Origin of the sequence: Nocardia sp. NPDC004860 (assembly GCF_040609015.1) — a bacterium.
GTDB lineage: Bacteria > Actinomycetota > Actinomycetes > Mycobacteriales > Mycobacteriaceae > Nocardia.
The window spans coordinates 353,595-372,573 of sequence record NZ_JBEXJI010000002.1; the positions used below are offsets into that span (position 1 = coordinate 353,595).

Here is an 18,979-nt window from a genome sequence, read left to right on the forward strand (position 1 = left end):
GACAGCATGATGCTCGATTCCGACCAGCGCCGCACCTTCGCGCTTCTCGCCGACACACTGATTCCCGCGTCCGGCTCCATGCCCTCGGCGAGCGCCGCCGGAGTACCCGACGCGTTGCTCGACCAGGTTCTCGGCTACCGGCCTGATATCGCAGAGGCATTCGCCGCCGCCGTCGCCTCGTGCACCGGCAAGGACCCCGAAGCCGCTCTCGATGAGCTCGCCGCGCACAGGCCCGACCAGTTCGAGGCGCTGACGGTGCTGACGGCAGGCGCGTACTTCCTCAGTCCCGCCGTGAAGGCCGCCATGCCCTATGCCGCGGCACCGCGTCCGGTCCGTGACGACATGGATTCCTACGTCGATCTGCTCGCCGGCGTTGTCGAGCGCGGCTTCGTCATCCGCTGATCAAGCCCGGCCGAAACCTGCCCCGGGGTCCTGCGAAAGGCAACACCAGTGAGTGAAAATCACAGCGGGCGTAAGGAATCTGTCTCCACCATCGAATCGGCCACCATCCAACCGATCCCGGCCGAGCAGCGCCACGGGCGCAACCGGGACATGTTCACGATCTGGTTCGGAACCAACATCATGATCCTGGCGATCGTCACCGGGGCGTTGTCGACGACCCGCTTCGGGCAGCCCGCCTGGTCGGCCGCGCTGGCGATCATCGCGGGAAACCTCTTCGGTGCGATCTTCATGGCGCTGCACTCCGCTCAGGGGCCGCGGCTGGGTGTTCCGCAGATGGTGCAGACCAAGGGCCAATTCGGTTCGCTGGGATCGATTCTCATCGTCGGAGTCGTCGTCTGCATGTATCTCGGGTTCTTCGTCTCGATTCTTGTCTTCGGCGGGCAGTCCCTCGCGTCAGCGATACCGTTCCTGAGCGATGAGGCCGGCATCGTGGTGCTCGCGGCGATCAGCGTCTGCGCGGCCATCTGGGGTTACACCCTGATCCACGCCTACGCGCGCATCATGACATGGGCGTCGGGGCTGGTGCTGCTGATGGCGTTCGTCTGGGTGTTCGCCGTCCACTCGGTGCCCGCTCACTTCTTCAGCACGGGCATCGCGACGCCGGCCGGCTTCCTGAGCACCTTCGGGGCGTGTGCGGTGTGGCAGATCGCCTATGCCCCATACGTTTCCGACTATTCGCGCTACCTGCCGGCAAGGACGGGCTCGAGGCCGGCGTTCTGGATGAGCTACTGGGGCACCTGCCTCGGCTCGATCCTGCCGATGTTCCTCGGGGCAGGTGTCGGAGTGCTGCTCCCCCACGCCGACCCGGTTGTCGCCCTGACCCAGGCCACCGCGGGGATCAGCGTCGTGGTGGTTGTGGTCTTCAGCATCGGAGTCGCCGCGACGAACGCGATGAACCTGTACTGCGGCACGCTGTGCACGGTCACGATGGCGCAGACGATCTTTCCGCGCTTCACTCCACGCGGTCGCGAACGTGCTCTGGTCGCCACCGGACTGGGCGTGCTGGCCACGAGTGTCGCGCTCACCGCGGGCAGCGACTTCGTCGCCACCTACAAGAACTTCCTGGTTCTGCTGCTGGGTGCGCTGGTCCCGTGGACCGCCGTGAATCTCGTGGACTACTACCTGGTCCGGCATGGGGATTACGTCGTCGACGATTTCTACAAGCGCGACGGCGGTCGCTACGGCCGGGTCAACTGGCCCGCGGTCTGTTGCTACCTCATCGGCGTCGCTGTGCAACTCCCGTTCATGATCATCGGGACCGCCTTCGTCGGACCGATCGCGACAATGCTCGGCAACACAGACATCTCGTTCATCGTCGGATTGGCTGTCGTTTCACCGCTCTACTACTTCACAGCCACAGCTCTTGCCCGCCGCAGGAGTCGTTCCGTCGCACGTGACGCCTCGGCGACGCGACCGAAACGAAGAACCTGCCTACAGGCGCCGGACCGGGCGCAGAAAGTACAGGCGAATAATCATGGCATCGACTGAAATTGGGCGATTCACCGTTCGGCGTCCCTCTCCGGATCAGATCCCGGTCGCTGACGTGCCGCCCGCAGGCCACTTCATCGGCGGATCGTTCGTCCAGGGCTCGTCCACGGAAGTCATCGACGTCCTCGATCCGACCACGGAAGAGATCCTCGGATCCGTCCCGGCGGGAACCATCGACGATGTCGATTCGGCGGTGGAGGCGGCCCTCGCGGCTCATGATCAACCACAGCGCATGAGCCCTGGATACGGGGTGGGAAGTCGATGCGTCGCCGGCCGGCCGGACGCAACGCCCGAACATCGATCATGTGAACTCAGGGTGGTCCCGCACCTGCTGCGACCCACCTGGCGATCTGAACCCGCGAGGTGAAACCCAGCTTCGTCAGGATGTGCTCGACGTGCCCCTCCGCAGTGCGCCGTGAGATCATCAGTCGACCAGCGATTGCGCTGTTGGTGAGGCCATCGGCTACCAGTTCGGCGATCTGCTGTTCACGTTTGGTGAGAATCGACGCCGCTCGGTCGGCCAGCGATGGCGGGTCTTCTTCGAGGCCGAAGGCAGCGGCCACGGCGAAACTCATCGCACGGCCCTGCTCGCGGGCTTTCTCGAATTCTCGTGTTCCGAGAGTCTCCTGTGCGCGGCGCTCGCATGCCTGGTGATAGGTGGCCAGGTTGGGGAACAGGATGGAGGAGCTGCCTGCGGCCCGGCCCAGTGCTTCGGCCGCGCCCATCAACACCGAGGCGCGGCGGACATCGTCGCGATCGGAAGTGATCCATGCGAGAGCTTCCAGACTGGTCGCGGCGATGAGTGGATCATCCACCGAGCGCGCATGACGAAGGCTCTGCTTCACCAGGTCCGTGGCTCGGTCGAGCGCACCCTGCCTCCAGACGGCCGTGCCCAGTGCCCACAACAGCCAGGAGCGAAATGACGTCTCTCCTCCGCGAGAGTCCGCGAATGCCAGCGTCTGCTCGTGACAGGCGACCGCGCGCCGCAGATCCCCACCGAGTTGGTATGCCCACCCCAGCAATAGGGAAGAGTCCATTCGCAATACGGGATCACTACAGCCTGTGACCAGTTCCGCGGCCTCCTCCAGGCGGGCGACGGCATGGCCGAGATCGTCGCTGACCAGCGCGGTGTAACCGTCCGCGACGGCCACCCAGGTGGCGATCTCCGGGCCGGCCATCTGCCTGGCCAGCCCCCTGAGTTCCGCCACCCGCGCTGTCGCCGCGGCCAGGTCGGCCTGGGCCGCGGCCAGCATCCCGGCCGAGTAGAGCGCCTTGGCGCGATCTCGACCTTGTGCGACGACGGAGTGGGCCAGAGTTCGGTCGAGCCAGCTGCGGCCCTCGGTGATGCGGCCACCCATGTACCAGAACGAAAACAGAGCTGCCGCGATCCTCATGCCGCCGGTACCGGTCTCGTCGAACTCCATTGCCTTGCGCAGATTCGGCAGTTCCTGCTTCAGGCGAGAATCCCACTCGAGTTGGCGGGGACTGATCCACTCGGCCTCCGCGTCGAACGCCAACCGCTCATACCAATCCCGATGCCGGCGACCGATCTCCCGGTCCTCACCTGCCTCCTCGAGCTTTGTCCTGCCGTAGTTCTGCACTGTGTCGAGCATCCGAAACCTGACCGCGCCACCGGATTCCTCCCGGATCAGGATCGACTTGTCCACCAACGCGAACAATGCGTCGAGCAGGTCGGGGTCGGGTGCGGCGGTGCCGCACACCTGTTCAGCCGCGTCGAGATCGAAGCCGTGAGCGAAGATCGACAGTTGCGACCACAGCTGCTGTTCGCGTGGTGTGCACAGGTCGTAACTCCAGCCGATGCACCACCACAGAGTCTGCTGGCGCGTCGGGACATCCCGATTGCCCGCTGTGAGCAGGGTGTACCGGTCGTCGAGCCGTCGGAGGATCTGATCGACGGACAGCACGCGCAACCGGGCCGTGGCCAGCTCGATCGCCAATGGCAAACCGTCGAGCCGGGCACAAATCCGGGCTACGGCAAGCCGGTTGTCTCGAGTCAGCTCGAACCCGGGCACTACCGCGGCCGCTCGTTCGACGAACAATTCCACCGCATCGTATCGGGACACTTCTCCCAGCGTGGGCATGCTGGACGGATCCGGAAAACCCAGTGGCGTCACCGGCAACACGGATTCGCCGCCGATTCCGAGGACCTCGCGGCTGGTGGCCAAGATCGACAGGTCCACGCAGGCACGCAGCAGCGACTCCGCGAGGTACGCGACCGCCTCCACCAGGTGCTCGCAGTTGTCGAGCACCAGCAAAAGTTTGCGTGTCGAGAGGAACTCGACCAGTACCTCCCTCGTCGGCCTGTCGGCCAGGTTCCGTACGCCGACCGAAGCAGCCACAATGTCGTCCACCAACTCTGGGTCGTCGATGTCGCCGAACTCGACCAATCTGACCCCGTCTGCATAACTGCGGCGCAACTTGCTCGCCGCCCGCGCCGCGAGCCGCGTCTTGCCGACCCCACCGATGCCCGTCAACGTAACCAGACGCGATTCCGACAGCGCCTTCTTCACCTCGGACAGTTGTGCCTTCCGACCGACAAAGCTGGTCAGTTCCAACCGAAGGGCACCCGTATCCCCTCTGCGACGACCTTGTCCTCGCGCCGGTACGTGCGCTTTGGGCACGTTGTCGGGTTCACCGCGGATGGTCATCTCATCGACGGCGTAACCATGGTCGCGCTGGATCTGCTGCAGCTGCTTACCGAGGGCGAGAGCGGAGGGGCGCTGCGCCGGGTCGCGGTCCATCGCGGTCTCGATTGCCGCGCACACATCGTCGGGGATCCCGCCGGTGCGCAGATCCGGCACCGGATCGGTGGTGATCCGGAGAAACTGCGCAACGACCTGTTCGCCGCTGCGGCGTTCGAAAGCGGCATGTCCGGTGAGCGCGCAGAACAACGTACTTGCCAGCCCGTACACGTCCGACGCCACATTGGGCGGATGGCCGTCGAGAACCTCGGGAGCAGCAAACGCCGGCGACGCCGTGACCGTTCCCGTCGTGGTCTCGAATCCGCCGGCGATACGGGCGATGCCGAAATCGCTCAACGCCGGCTCCCCGTATTCGGTGAACAGGATATTCGCCGGTTTGACGTCACGGTGCACGATACCGAGCCGGTGCGCCGTCTCGAGCGCTCCGGCCACCTTGATCCCGAGCCGCAGCACCTCCTGCACAGAGAGCGGACCGTCCCTGCGGATCCGGTCCTCGAGGGATCCGCGCTCGTGGCACTGCATCACCAAATACGGTCTCCCAGGCGAGATCTCGCCGATCTGCAGGACTCCGACGATGTTCGGGTGGCCGGTCAGTCGCCCCATCGCGCGTTGCTCCCGCACAAATCGCGCTCTGCTTTCCTCGTCCGGTTCAGCGGTGGTGAGCACCTTCACCGCGACGACGCGATCCAAGTCGCGCTGGATGCAGCGGCAGACCACGCCGAACCCGCCCCGCCCGATCTCCTCGGCGTCCTCGAACCCCGCCGAACTCAGCTCCGCGACCGGTGTGGCCGCCATATCCCGGCGTGTTCTGAGGGGGTCATCCTCGACCATATGGGTCACCTGCAATTCACACCCCCCGAATTCCCCATGATAATCCGCTGTGCTGCCGAAGGATCCGATCAGGCGCAGCGCTCGGGCGCGTGGTGTGCAGCGGTGAGGTGCAATGATCTGCCGCTGGAGTAGAGGCGGTGCGGTTCCCCTCCTGCTCCAGCGGCAGCCGACCTGCCCGCGTGTCTCGAGCAGGCGGTCCCCGCGATCTCGCCGTCGAGATCTGACGACTACGGGGTGGCCGCGGTGTGGCCGAAGGCGCGCGACTCGGTGAACGACGCGCTGCGAGCGTCGGGCCGTACGCCGACCACGTCGCCGGATTTCTTGCATCTCGCGCTCGCCACTGGATGCGTGTTCCGCTTCTTCTCCGGGTGCAGTCTGGGGCGGCATGGACGCTTCCCCTCGGGCGAGTGGGGTCGGCCGGCAATGGACAGGGCGGCGGATTGGGGTGGGGTGAGCGTGCCGGTTCGTCCACTGTGTCGTGGGTCTCCCATGCGGCAGATTGGCTGCGGACGGACCCATCGCGCACAGGGAGTTGAACGGATGCATCGCGGAGCAGGCACCGGCACGCTGGACGAACAGCGGATCGATGCTGTCCCCCGGCTGGAATTCGAGCGGATCGCGGGTGAGTCGCCGTCGGCGCGATTGGTCTGGCATGGCGCGCCGCCGCCTCTCACCACGCTGATCGAGGTCTTCTCGGCGCTGGGATTGCCGGTGATCACCCATGAGGTGAGCGGCGATGAGTTGCGCGCCGTGCATCGGTTCACCTTCCGCCCCACCGCTTTTCCGCTGCACGAGCGGACGGCCGCGCTGATCGCGGAAGCGTTCCTGGCGGCCGTGGACACCGCCGTGGAGGTCGACGGGTTGATCGGGTTGGTCGGCACGGCCGAGCTGGCCTGGCGGGATGTGGTGCTGGTGCGTGCCGCGTGCCGCTATCTACGGCAGGTGGGACTGCGCCTGAGCGAGGCCACGGTCACCGAGATCCTTTCCGCCCATGCCGAATTCGTGCGCGCGTTCGTGGAGTTGTTCCACGCCAGGTTCGATCCGGCGCGCACTGCCGGGCGGGCCGAGTCGGTGGCCGCCGCCGATGCGGCGGTGCAGCGGCGGCTGGAGGCCGCGGCCACGCTGCCGGAGGATCAGCTGCTGCGCGGCCTGCACACCTTCTGCACCGCGGTGCTGCGCACCAACTGGTATCAGCCCGGTCGCGCGGTGGCCGCGTTCAAGGTCGATCCGGCCCGGCTCTCGATCTCGGCCCCGGTCACGCCCTATCGCGAGATCTTCGTGCACGCCGCCGAGGTGGAGGGCAGCCACGTGCGCGGCGGCGCGATCGCCCGTGGCGGCGTGCGCTGGTCGGATCGCGGCGACGATTTCCGCACCGAGGTGCTCGGGCTGATGAAGACCCAGACGGTCAAGAACGCGGTCATCGTGCCGGCCGGCGCGAAGGGTGTGTTCGTGGCCCGGCGCGGAAGCGATCCCGCCACTGTCGAATCGGCGTACTCGGCGTTCGTCGGCGGTCTGCTCGATGTCACCGACAATATCGTCGACGGCGTGACGGTCCCGCCCGCGCACTGCGTGGTGTACGACGACCACGATCCGTATCTGGTGGTCGCGGCGGACAAGGGCACCGCGCGCTTGTCCGATCTGGCCAATGGCATTGCGGTATCGCGGGGTTTCTGGCTCGGTGACGCGTTCGCCTCGGGCGGTTCCAGCGGCTACGACCACAAGGCGCTGGGCATCACCGCGCGTGGCGTGTGGTGCTCGATCCGGCAGCATCTGGCCGAGCTGGGCATCGACGCCGACGCGCAGCCGTTCACGGTGGCGGGCATCGGCGATATGTCGGGCGACGTCTTCGGCAACGGCATGCTCGAAACCGATCGGATTCTGCTGGTGGCGGCCTTCGACCACCGCCACATCTTCCTCGACCCGGACCCGGATCCGCTGCTGTCGCATGGCGAGCGCCGCCGCCTGGCCGGTCTGGAGCGCAGCAGCTGGGCCGACTACGACCGCGCCCTGATCTCGAAGGGCGGCGGCGTGTGGCCGCGCACCGCCAAGTCCATCCCGCTCTCCCCCGAGGTGCGTGATCGGCTGGGCGTCACCGCGACGGAACTGCCCGCGCCCGAGGTGATTCGGGCGATTCTGAGTGCGGAGGTGGACCTGCTGTTCAATGGCGGCATCGGCACCTATGTGCGCGGCGGCGACGAGCCGGACACCGCGGTCGCCGACCCGGCCAATGACGAGGTGCGGATTGCGGCGTCGCGGCTACGCTGCCGGGTGGTCGGCGAGGGCGGCAATCTGGGTCTGACCCAGCGGGCGCGTATCGAGTTCGCGGTGGCGGGCGGCCGGGTCAATGCCGATTTCATCGATAATGCTGCGGGCGTGGCGATTTCGGATCGCGAGGTGAATCTCAAGATCGCGCTCGCGGCCGCGGTGAGCGCGGGTGCGCTGACCCCGGCCGAACGGGATCGGCTGCTGGCCGACAATGCCGGCGCGGTGGTCGCCGCCGTACTCGCCGACTGTGATCGGCAGGCGCTGGCCATCAGCCTGGCCGAGGCGCACGCCCCGTTCCTGATCGATCGGCACGGCCGTTTGATCGAGAACCTCGAGCAGGCCACCGGTCTGGACCGCGCCGCCGAGTTCCTGCCCACCCCGGCGGAGCTCACCGCCCGCCGCCGCGCGGGAACCGGCCTGGTGCGTCCGGAGATCGCGGTGCTGCTGGCCATGGCCAAGAACCTGGTCCGCGATGAACTGCTGGCCGCCGGAATCCTCGACGATCCGGTGGTGGCCGGGACCGTGTTCGGCTACTTCCCCGATTCGGTGCGCACCGGGCTGGGTGCGGACGTGCTGCGCCGGCACCCGGTGGCCCGGGAGATCGTGGCCGTGGCGGTGGCGAACCAGGTGATCAACCGGGTCGGCCCCGGCATGATCCACCGCCTGGAGGAGCGGCTCGGCGCGGGTACCGCGCACATCGTGCTGGCCTGCACGGTGGTGCACAGCGTGCTCGATATCGACGGTTGGTGGCGCGATGCCCTGGCCCTGCCCGGCGTCTCGCCGCGGGTGCGCATGAGCATCCTCAACGGTATCCAGGCGGCCGTCGAACAGGCCACCGCCTGGTTGCTGACCCAGCCCGGGTCGGGCTCCTGGTCCGAGGAGATCGACCGTCACGCACCGCTGGTCGCGGACTTGATCACGGTGCTGCCGCGACCCTGCGGGCATACCGGACGCGATAAGGCGAACCTGCGTCTGCTGGCGCAGGCGCTGCCGCTGAGCGACATCGCCCGGCGCGCACAGCTTCCGGTGCCGCTGGTTGCGCAGACCTACCGCGAGCTGGGCGATCTCATCGGTTTGGACTGGCTGGCAACGGCTTTCGACGCCGAGCCCGCGTCGGATCGCTGGGAGACCCTGGCTGCCGCCGTGCTGGGCGATGAATTGCAGTCGCGGTGGCACGCGCTCACGGTCGCGGTCCTCGCCGGGGCCGACCCCACCGCCTCGGCCCGCGATCTCGTGAGGGCCTGGGGTGAAACCGATTCCGCGGCCAGGCTGCTGGAACTGGCCGGTGGTCTGCGCCGCTCCGGTGTCGTCGATCTCGCGCGCCTGTGCGTGGTCAACGCCGGATTGGCGGAGGCGGCCAAGCTCAGCGCCGGGCGACAGGTCAGCGCTGGGCGATAACGGCCAGCAGCAGCTCGGCGCGCACCCGGGCGGTGTCGAGCCGGCAGCCGAGCACCGATTCGATCTTGACGATCCGGCTGCGCAGCGTATGCCGGTGCACGCCGAGGGCGTTGGCGGCGGCTTCCCATTGCCCGTGCGCCTCGAGGTAGGCGCGCAGCGAGTCGACCAGGTTGGTGTCGTGGCGCTCGTCGTAGCCGACGAGCGGCGCCAGCATGGCCTCCGACACTGCGCCGAGCACCCGTCGCGCCTCCGGGAAGGTCAGCAGGGAGTGCCCGGCCCGCGCGGAGAGCTCCTGCGGGCTCGCCCCCGGCGGCGCCGCGGACGCGGCCAGCTCCGCGTGTTCGATGGCGGCGGCGAAGCGGCGCAGGGGATGTGGCGCGCTGATCCCGGCACGCACGCTGGCGCGCACGCTCGCGGGCAAGGACCGCAGCAGCTGCTCCGCCGATTCCTCGGTATCGGTTCCGGCCAGCAGGATGGCGGCCCGATCGTCGGCCAGATGGGCGAACAGCTGCCTGCTCTGCGTCGCCAGCCGCGTGTCGACGGCCTCGACGACCCGTTCGGCGGTCTCCGCCGAGGGGCAGCGCAGCACCAGTGCCCGCACGCGCCCGGCCCGGTCGGCGGCCGGAGTCAGATGCGCCCACACGGTGTCGAGCGCGGTCGGTTCCTCGAGCAGCATGGCGATGGCCTGGGTGTTCAAGCGGTTCTGCGCGATGCGCAGTCGCGCGGGTTTCTCGAAGTCCAGGGCGAGCAGTGAGCTGGCGTGCCCGAGCAGCACCTGGTCGACCGGGCTCAGCGCGGTCGTGGTCACGACGGCGAGGTGCCCGTGCGTGGCGGGCCCGGCCGCGATGGCCTGCACGGCGATGAAAACGTCCGGGGCCGTGTGGATCACGCCGCTGGCCGCGCCGTCGCCGCGGGTCCCGAGAAATTCGGTGATCTTGTCGATGATCTCGGCGGACACCGGCCCGGGATGCGCGTCGGTCACCACGCCATCGGCTCCGACGACGATCGCGGTGGCCGACAGGGCCGCCGACAATTCCTTGATGACGGCGGGTACGCCCTGGATCGCGGCGCGGGTCATGCGCGGCTGGCTGCGCGAGGCCCGCAGCACCTTTTCGTATTCCTGTTCGGCGAGCCGCTGCATGACCTTCTTGGTGATCGCGCCGAACGGTGTCGGCAGCGGCACCTCGAACAGCGGCAGCCCGAGCTCGTCGGCGGCCTCGACCAGGTCCTCGGGCACGGCCGGGTGCGAGAGCCCGACTCCGAATCCGACGCCGACCACCCCCACCGAGTCCAGATCACGCAGGTAGCGCAGTCGATCGGGGCGACTGAGCGGCAAACCCATGCCGGTGGTGAGGACCAGTTCCCCGCCGGAGAGCCATTGCTGCGGTTCGGTGAGTTCGGAGGTGAGCGCGAGCGCGATTTCCCGGCCCAGTCCGGCAGCGCCGCCTTTGAGCACCAATCCCAGCTCAGGCTGCGACAGGATCCATCGGACCGGAATTCCCACACTCATAGCTCTCCCACAGCAACTGGACACAATGGTGAAACCCCCCTCTCGGGTCACGCCGATTCGGCAGGTGACGCAGGGGTGTGTCGCGCAGCACACTCGGTGGCAATCGAGCAGCACTCCCACATCGCACGAGAACGGGCAGACATGACCACGGAGATACTTCGCAACTACATCGACGGCCAGTTTACGGCCGCCACCGCGGCGGAGTCGTTCGACCTGATCAGCCCGGTGGACGAGTCCGTGACCGGCCGCAGCCCGATCTCCGGGCCCGCCGATGTGGATGCCGCCGTGGCCGCCGCCGCCCGCGCCTTCCCGGCCTGGAAGGCCGCGACTCCGAGCCGCCGTCAGGCCGCCCTGCTGGCACTGGCCGACGCCGTCGAAGCCAATGCGCAGGCCCTGGTCGAGGCGCAGTCCCTCGATACCGGCCAGCCCAAGCATCTGATCGCCTCCGAGGAGGTCGCCGCGGGCGCGGATCACCTGCGCTTCTTCGCCGGGGCGGCGCGGCTGCTGGAGGGCAAGTCGGCCGGTGAGTACATGGAGGGCTTCACCTCCTATGTGCGCCGCGAGCCGGTCGGCGTGATCGGCCAGGTGACGCCGTGGAACTACCCGCTCATGATGGCCATCTGGAAGATCGGCCCGGCGCTGGCGACCGGCAATACGGTCGTCCTCAAGCCCAGTGACACCACGCCCCGCAGCACCCTGGTGCTGGCCGAACTGACCCGCGACATCCTGCCCGCCGGCGTCCTGAACGTGGTGCTCGGCACCGCGGGCACCGGGGCCGCGCTGGTCGCGCATCCGGTCCTGGACATGGTGGCCATCACCGGTTCGGTGCGCGCGGGCATCGAGGTGGCCACCGCCGCCGCCCATCAGGTGAAGCGGGCGCATCTGGAATTGGGTGGCAATGCGCCGGTCCTGGTGTTCGGCGACGCGGATCTGGCGCTGGCCGCCGATCGCATCGGCGATGCCGCCTACTTCAACGCCGGTCAGGACTGCACGGCCGCCACCCGCGTGCTGGTGCACGAGTCGGTGCACGACGCGTTCGTGGAGGCTCTGGTGAAGAAGGCGCAGACGGTGCGGCCGGGCCTGCCCGACAATCCGGATGCCGCCTACGGACCGCTCAACAACATCCGCCACTTCGAGTCGGTGACCGGCAAGATCGCGGCGCTGCCCGCGCACACCACCATCGCCACCGGCGGTGCGCGGATCGGCGAGCGCGGCTTCTTCTTCGCGCCGACCGTGGTGACCGGTGTGCGGCAGGACGATCCGATCGTGCAGGAGGAGATCTTCGGCCCGGTGATCACCGTGCAGACCTTCGCCGACGAGTCCGAGGCCATCCGTCTGGCCAATGACGTGGTCTACGGCCTGGCCTCGAGCGTGTGGAGCCGCGATCACGGTGTGGTGCAGCGGGTTTCGGCCGCACTGGACTTCGGCGCGGTGTGGGTGAACTGCCATATTCCGCTGGTCGCCGAGATGCCGCACGGCGGTTTCAAACGCTCCGGTCACGGCAAGGATCTGTCCGCCTACGGCGTCGAGGACTACACGCGCATCAAGCACGTCATGAGCGCACACGACTGATCCCGGTTGCACCGGCCATCGAATTCCCTTCCCGCAGAAAGATTTTCATGACAGCGATCAGCTACCGGATTCCGCAGCAGCGGGTGCTCCGGACCGCCCTGCCCGGCCCGCGCTCGCAGGAACTGGCGGTGCGCCGCAAGGGCGCCGTCGCCGCGGGCGTCGGTTCCACCGCCCCGGTGTACACCGCCGACGCCGATGGTGGCGTCATCGTCGACGTGGACGGCAATGCGCTCATCGATCTCGCCGCGGGCATCGCGGTCACCAGCGTCGGGGCCTCGCATCCCAAAGTCGTTGCGGCGATCCAGGATCAGGCCGAGCGGTTCACCCACACCTGTTTCATGGTGGCCCCCTACGAGGGCTACATCGAGGTGGCCGAGCAGCTGGCCGCGCTGACTCCGGGCGATCACGAGAAGCGCAGCGTGCTGTTCAATTCCGGCGCGGAAGCGGTGGAGAACGCCATCAAGGTGGCGCGCCTGGCCACCGGCCGCCCCGCGGTGGTCGCCTTCGATCACGCCTATCACGGCCGCACCAACCTGACCATGGCGCTGACCGCGAAATCCATGCCGTACAAGCAGAATTTCGGCCCGTTCGCCCCCGAGGTCTACCGGATGCCGATGTCGTATCCGTTCCGCGACGGCGGCCAGGACGGCGCGGCGGCGGCGCGGGAGGCGATCACCCGCATCGAGAAGCAGATCGGCGCGACCTCGGTGGCGGCCCTCATCATCGAGCCCATCCAGGGCGAGGGCGGTTTCATCGTGCCCGCACCGGGATTCCTTCCGGCGCTGGCCGAGTGGGCCCGTGCCAATGGCGTGGTGTTCATCGCCGACGAGGTGCAGACCGGTTTCGCCCGCACCGGCGACTGGTTCGCCTGCGCGCACGAGGGCGTGGTGCCCGACATCATCACCATGGCCAAGGGCATCGCGGGCGGTATGCCGCTCTCGGCGATCACCGGCCGCGCCGATCTCATGGACGCGGTCCACCCCGGCGGCCTGGGCGGCACCTACGGCGGCAATCCGGTCGCCTGCGCCGCCGCGCTGGCCGCCATCGACGCCATCCGCGAGCACGATCTCAATGCCCGCGCCCGCCGCATCGGCGAGATCGCCACGACCCGCTTGCGCGCACTCGCGCAGCAGGTTCCGGCCATCGGCGAGGTGCGCGGCCGGGGCGCGATGCTGGCGCTGGAGTTCGTCCGCCCCGGCGGCACCGAACCCGATGCCGCCCTGACCGCCGCCATCGCCGCCCGCTGCCTCGAGCAGGGCGTGCTCACCTTGACCTGCGGCACCTTCGGCAATGTGATCCGGCTGCTGCCGCCGCTGGTGATCGGCGAAGCCCTGCTCGACGACGCCCTGGATGTGTTGTGCACCGCCATCGGTGATCTGTCCGCGTAATCGACTGCTGAGGAAATCTGTTGTCCGAGTTCGACTTCGTGCGCGCCCTCGTTCCCACCGGTGTGTGGATCGACGGAGCCGCGGCCCCCGCGTCCGGCGGCGGCACCTTCACCGTGACCGATCCGGCCACCGGCGACCTGCTCACCGAGGTCGCCGACGCGGGCCGCGAGGACGCCCTGCGGGCCCTCGACTCGGCCTGCCGGGTGCAATCGCAGTGGGCCGCGACGGCTCCCCGCGAACGCTCCGCGATCCTGCGGCGGGCCTGGGAACTGCTGGTGGATCGCACCGAGGAGATCGCGCTGCTGATGACCCTGGAGATGGGCAAGACCATCGCCGAGTCGCGCGGCGAGGTGGCCTACGGCGCGGAGTTCCTGCGCTGGTTCAGCGAGGAGGCGGTCCGGATCGGCGGCCGCTACACCACCGCGCCCGCCGGCACCGGCCGCATCCTGGTCACCCGGCAGCCGGTCGGCCCGGTGCTGGCCATCACACCGTGGAACTTCCCGCTGGCCATGGGCACGCGCAAGATCGGCCCGGCCCTGGCGGCCGGGTGCACCGTGATCGCGAAGCCCGCCGAGGACACCCCGCTCACCACGCTCGCGCTGGCCGCGATCTTCGCCGAGGCCGGCCTGCCCGAGGGCGTGCTGTCGGTGCTGCCGGGCAGCGACGCCGCCGCCATCACCGCGCCGCTGCTGGCCGATGCGCGGTTGCGCAAGGTGACCTTCACCGGGTCCACCCGCGTGGGCAAGCTGCTACTGGGGCAGGCCGCCGCCAATGTGCTGCGCACGTCCATGGAACTGGGCGGCAATGCGCCGTTCATCGTGTTCGACGACGCCGATCTGGACCAGGCCCTCGAGGGCGCGATGGCCGCGAAGATGCGCAACGGCGGTCAGGCGTGCACGGCGGCGAACCGTCTCTACGTGCACAATTCGCTACGCGAGCAGTTCGCGTCCCGCTTCGCCGAACGGCTGGCCGCGTTGCGCGTCGGCCCCGGCTACCAGCCGGAGGTCGATCTCGGACCGCTGATCAACGAGCGGCAGCGCGCGAGCGTGACCGCACTGGTGGACGACGCGATCGCCGCCGGCGCCGTGCTGCGCGCCGGCGGCAAACCGCTCGACGGTCCGGGCTGCTTCTTCGAGCCCACCGTGCTCGACGATGTGCCGCGCACCGCGCGGATGCACCGGGAAGAGATCTTCGGCCCGGTCGCCGCCATCTACGGTTTCGATACCGAAGCCGAGGTGGTGGCCGCCGCCAATGACACCGAATTCGGTTTGGCGGCTTATGTTTTCACCACAGACCTCGATCGCGCTCTGCGCGTGAGCGACGCCCTGGAAGCCGGCATGGTCGGCATCAATCGCGGCGTCGTCTCCGATCCGGCCGCTCCCTTCGGCGGAGTCAAGCAGTCCGGCCTGGGCAGCGAGGGCGGGTCCGAGGGGATCCACGAATACCTCGACACCAAATACGTCGCGCTCACTCGCTGACGTCCTCTCCCGGCACCCCGGCCCCTGCGCCGGATCTCGTGCCGAACCGGCCCTTGCAGGCCGGTGTCTCCACCGTGGCGCGGCGCCGGTGGGAGCGCGCTTCTCGCTCCCGCCGCCGCCAGACCCTCGCAAGAGGAGCTCTCATGCTCATCCAGAATTCTCCGGGGATCGAATCCTCCGCCTCGAGCGGCAAGGGATTGGCTACCAACAAGGTCGGCGTGCTGGCCGGGGCCGTGCTCAGTATCGCCTCCATCGCGCCCGCCTATACGACGACGGCCAGTCTGGGTCTGATCGTCGCCGCTGTCGGCCTCAAGATGCCGGCGCTGCTGATCGCCGGATTCGTTCCGATGTTCCTGGCGGCCTACGCCTATCGCGAGTTCAATGCCGAAACCCCGGACTGCGGAGCCTCGTTCACCTGGTCGGCACGATCGCTGGGCCCCTACGTCGGCTGGATGGCCGGGTGGGGTTCGGTGATCGCCGTGGTGATCGTGCTGGCCAACATCGCCGCGGTCGGCGCGGAGTTCCTGTATCTGTTCGTGGGCAAACTGGTGGGGTCGGAGACCATCGCGACCCTCGGTGACAACAAGCCGATCAATATCGTGACCACGCTGGCGTTCCTGGCGGCGGCCGGGTGGGCGGCCGGCCGCGGCATCACCTCGAGCGAGCGCCTGCAGTATGTGCTGGTCGGCTTTCAGCTGACGGTGCTGCTGGTGTTCGCCGGGATGGCGCTGTGGAAGGCGCTGGCCGGGGACGCGCCCTCGGGGCTGAGCTTCGATATCGACTGGTTCGATCCGTTCACCGGACTCACCCTGGGCGCGTTCGCCATGGGCTTGATCGGGTCGGTGTTCCTGTACTGGGGCTGGGACACCGCGCTCACCCTCGGCGAGGAGTGCAAGGATCCGCAGCGCACCCCCGGGCGGGCCGGAGTGCTGTCGATCCTGACGGTGCTCGGCACCTATCTGCTGCTGGCGGTGTCGCTCATGTGGTACGCCGGAGTCGGCGAAACCGGTATCGGACTGGGCAATCCGCAGACCTCGGACAATGTGTTCGGCGCGCTGGCCCGACCGGTGCTCGGCGGCAACGGCGAGATTCTGCTGTACCTCGCGGTACTGGTCTCCACCATCGCCAGCCTGCAGGCCACCTTCCTGCCCGCCGCGCGCGCCATGCTCGCCATGGGCACCTACCGGGCGCTGCCCAGCCGGTTCGCCTCGGTGCACCCGCGCTATCAGGTGCCACGGTTCGCCACCGCGGTCGCCGCGCTGGTGGCGGGCGCTTTCTACGCGCTGACCGCGCTGCTGTCCGAGCACGTCCTGCAGGACACCATCGCCGCGCTGGGTATCATGATCTGCTGGTATTACGGACTGACCGCGTTCGCGTGCGTCTGGTACTTCCGCAAGCGGTGGTTCGCCTCCGGCCGCGATTTCCTGTTCAAGCTGCTGTTCCCGCTGCTCGGCGGGGCCATGCTGCTGATCATCTTCGCCATCTCGGTGCGGGAGAGCCTGGATCCGGCAACCGGGAGCGGCGCCGAGCTCTTCGGCATCGGGCTGGTGTTCTATCTGGGGTTCGGGATTCTGCTGCTGGGCGCGGCGCTGATGCTGGTGCAGCGCTGGCGCGATCCCGCGTACTTCCGGAGCCGGACCCTGCCGCGCGCGGTGTCGGGCGATCCGATGCCCGCCGTGCAGGCGCCCACCGTCTAGCGAATCCCGCTGCGCCGCAGTCCTATTCCCACTACAGGAGGAATCATGCACGTCGTCACCTGTTTCGAGCCGCCCGTCTCGCACGCCCGGGTCGGTGAGCCGGTCCGCCCGCCGCTGCGGGTGGCCCTGGTACAGCACCGCTGGCAGGCCGACGCGGATGCGCTGCGCGCCGAGCTGAGCGCGGGCATCGCCCAGGCCGCCGAGCTGGGAGCCAGGGCCGTGTTCCTGCCGGAACTGACGCTGAGCAAATACCCGGCGTTCGTGCGCGGCGGCGACAACCCGTGCGCCGAGGCCGAGGACCTGACGACCGGGCCCACCGTCACCTTCGCGGCGAAGGCGGCCATCGAACACGGCGTGTTCGTGCACGCCTCGCTCTACGAGCGCGCCGATCAGGGCGACGGGCTGGGCTTCAATACCGCGATCCTGGTGTCCCCCAGCGGCGAACTGGTCGGCCGCACCCGCAAGCTGCACATTCCGATCAGCGCCGGCTACTACGAGGACACCTACTTCCGCGCGGGCCCCGCGACCGAGGAGTCCTACCGCCCGCACACCCATCCCGACCTCGGTGACGTCCGCATCGGCATGCCGACCTGCTGGGACGAATGGTTCCCCGAAGTGGCGCGGCTGTACTCGCTGGCCGGAGCGGAGGTGATCGTCTACCCGACCGCCATCGGCTCCGAACCGTCCTTCCCGGCCTTCGACACCCAGCCGCTGTGGCAGCACGTGATCGTCGGCAACGGCATCACCAGCGGCACCTTCATGGTGGTGCCCAACCGTTTCGGCGACGAGGGCGAGATCACCTTCTACGGTTCGTCGTTCATCTCCGACCCCTACGGCCGGATCCTGGTGCAGGCCCCGCGCGACGAGGCGGCGGTGCTGGTCGCCGATCTGGACCTGGATCAGCGCCGCGACTGGCTGACCCTGTTCCCGTTCCTGGACACCCGCCGGCCCGACACCTACGCGCGCCTGACCGCGCCGGTCGATCACCAGCACCCCTTCGGGCGGCCCTGATGAGCTGGCACATGCCCGCCGAGCACGCACCGCACCGGCGCACCTGGATGGCGTTCCCGCCCGCCGGGTCGCAGATCACCGCGACCCCGCAGGCGGTGACCGAGGCCCGCACGGCGTGGACGGCGGTGGCGCACGCGGTCGCCGAGTTCGAACCGGTCACCATGATCGTGGATCCGGCCGATGCGGCGGCAGCCCGGACCTGGCTGTCGAGTGCGATCGAGATCGTCGAAGCACCCCTCGACGATGCCTGGATGCGCGATATCGGGCCGAGCTTCGTGCACGCCGCGGACGGGTCGGTCGCGGCGGTGGACTGGGTGTTCAACGGCTGGGGCCAACAGGAATGGGCCAGGTGGGACCACGATGCGAGGATCGGCCGGGCGGTCGCCGCGGCGGCCGGGACGCCGGTGGTGGAGTCGGCGCTGGTCAACGAGGGTGGCGGCATCCAGGTCGACGGCTGCGGGACGGTCCTGGTCACCGAGACCGTGCAGCTGGACCCCTACCGCAATCCGGGCCTGACCAAGGCGGAGATCGAGGCCGAGTTGCGCCGCACCATCGGCGCCGGCACGGTGATCTGGCTGCCGCGCGGACTGTGGCGGGACTCGCAGCGATTCGGCACCCGCGGGCACGCGGACATCGTCGCCGCGCTGCCCGCGCCGGGTGTGGTCCTGGTGCACGATCAGCGTGATCCCGAGCACCCCGACCATGCGCTCAGCCGGCAGCTCATGAAGCAGCTGGCCGCCGAAACCGATTGGGCCGGAAAGCCTTTCGAGGTGGTGCCGGTGCCCGCCCCGCGAACGCTGCGGGACGGGGAGGGCTTCGTGGACTACAGCTACATCAACCACTACGTGTGCAACGGCGCGGTCATCCTGTGCGGATTCGACGACCGCCATGACGCCGAGGCCGCGGCCGTGCTGGCCGATGTCTATCCCGGCCGCGTCATCGTGACCGTCGACGCGCGCGAGATCTTCGCGCGCGGGGGCGGCATCCACTGCATCACCCAGAACGAGCCCCTGCCCGCCCGCTGACCGCTCGGCCGGCACGCCGCACTGGCGATTGAGGGGCCGGCCGATTCGCCGCAGTGGAGCGAGCAGGACCGTGAACGCACCCACATACTAGAAACAGCAACCCTCGGGTTATCTCCAGGAAAACTCGATGT

The 18,979-nt window shown here is 68.7% G+C and carries 12 protein-coding genes; 10 read left to right on the forward strand and 2 right to left on the reverse strand.

What is annotated here, in order from left to right; translation table 11 throughout:
* The first annotated feature begins 9 nt into the window (after positions 1-9).
* The 3 genes from ABZV44_RS05590 to ABZV44_RS05600 are packed head-to-tail and all read left to right on the forward strand — an operon-like array spanning position 10 to position 2,317.
* Positions 10-402 carry a hypothetical protein gene (locus ABZV44_RS05590; protein WP_354832378.1) on the forward strand — a complete coding sequence of 131 codons (393 nt, stop codon included), beginning with the start codon at positions 10-12 and terminating at the stop codon, positions 400-402.
* A 48-nt stretch (positions 403-450) separates the two neighbouring features.
* A complete protein-coding gene (locus tag ABZV44_RS05595; RefSeq protein ID WP_354832380.1) occupies positions 451-1,950 on the forward strand; it encodes a cytosine permease in 1,500 nt (499 codons plus the stop codon).
* The gene (locus ABZV44_RS05600) at positions 1,937-2,317 is read left to right on the forward strand and encodes an aldehyde dehydrogenase family protein (protein ID WP_354832382.1); all 381 of its coding nucleotides are present in this window, start codon (positions 1,937-1,939) and stop codon (positions 2,315-2,317) included. The genes ABZV44_RS05595 and ABZV44_RS05600 overlap by 14 nt, the downstream gene beginning before the upstream one ends.
* On the opposite strand, the gene ABZV44_RS05605 is transcribed toward ABZV44_RS05600, so the two are convergent.
* A complete protein-coding gene (locus ABZV44_RS05605) occupies positions 2,262-5,504 on the reverse strand; it encodes a protein kinase (protein ID WP_354832384.1) in 3,243 nt (1,080 codons plus the stop codon). The two genes, ABZV44_RS05600 and ABZV44_RS05605, sit on opposite strands and share 56 nt — an antisense overlap.
* Positions 5,505-6,044: 540 nt before the next feature.
* Between ABZV44_RS05605 and ABZV44_RS05610 the strand changes: the two genes are divergently transcribed.
* A complete protein-coding gene (locus ABZV44_RS05610) occupies positions 6,045-9,167 on the forward strand; it encodes an NAD-glutamate dehydrogenase domain-containing protein (protein ID WP_354832386.1) in 3,123 nt (1,040 codons plus the stop codon).
* Here ABZV44_RS05610 and ABZV44_RS05615 read toward each other — a convergent pair.
* Positions 9,151-10,677 carry a PucR family transcriptional regulator ligand-binding domain-containing protein gene (locus ABZV44_RS05615; protein WP_354832388.1) on the reverse strand — a complete coding sequence of 509 codons (1,527 nt, stop codon included), beginning with the start codon at positions 10,675-10,677 and terminating at the stop codon, positions 9,151-9,153. The genes ABZV44_RS05610 and ABZV44_RS05615 overlap by 17 nt on opposite strands.
* Before the next feature lie 141 nt (positions 10,678-10,818).
* Between ABZV44_RS05615 and ABZV44_RS05620 the strand changes: the two genes are divergently transcribed.
* The 6 genes from ABZV44_RS05620 (at position 10,819) to ABZV44_RS05645 (ending at position 18,848) form a co-directional block, all read left to right on the forward strand.
* Complete coding sequence (locus ABZV44_RS05620; protein ID WP_354832390.1) at positions 10,819-12,249, forward strand: aminobutyraldehyde dehydrogenase; 1,431 nt, start codon at positions 10,819-10,821, stop codon at positions 12,247-12,249.
* 47 nt (positions 12,250-12,296) lie between these two features.
* Positions 12,297-13,637: a 4-aminobutyrate--2-oxoglutarate transaminase gene (gabT, locus tag ABZV44_RS05625; RefSeq protein ID WP_354832392.1), complete on the forward strand. Its 1,341-nt coding sequence runs from the start codon at positions 12,297-12,299 to the stop codon at positions 13,635-13,637.
* A gap of 20 nt (positions 13,638-13,657) precedes the next feature.
* Complete coding sequence (locus ABZV44_RS05630) at positions 13,658-15,115, forward strand: NAD-dependent succinate-semialdehyde dehydrogenase (RefSeq protein ID WP_354832394.1); 1,458 nt, start codon at positions 13,658-13,660, stop codon at positions 15,113-15,115.
* A 143-nt stretch (positions 15,116-15,258) separates the two neighbouring features.
* The gene (locus ABZV44_RS05635; RefSeq protein WP_354832396.1) at positions 15,259-16,812 is read left to right on the forward strand and encodes an APC family permease; all 1,554 of its coding nucleotides are present in this window, start codon (positions 15,259-15,261) and stop codon (positions 16,810-16,812) included.
* A 45-nt stretch (positions 16,813-16,857) separates the two neighbouring features.
* The gene (locus ABZV44_RS05640; RefSeq protein ID WP_354832398.1) at positions 16,858-17,823 is read left to right on the forward strand and encodes a nitrilase-related carbon-nitrogen hydrolase; all 966 of its coding nucleotides are present in this window, start codon (positions 16,858-16,860) and stop codon (positions 17,821-17,823) included.
* Positions 17,823-18,848, forward strand: a complete 1,026-nt coding sequence (locus tag ABZV44_RS05645) for an agmatine deiminase family protein (protein WP_354832400.1) — start codon at positions 17,823-17,825, stop codon at positions 18,846-18,848. The genes ABZV44_RS05640 and ABZV44_RS05645 overlap by 1 nt, the downstream gene beginning before the upstream one ends.
* Positions 18,849-18,979: the final 131 nt, after the last annotated feature.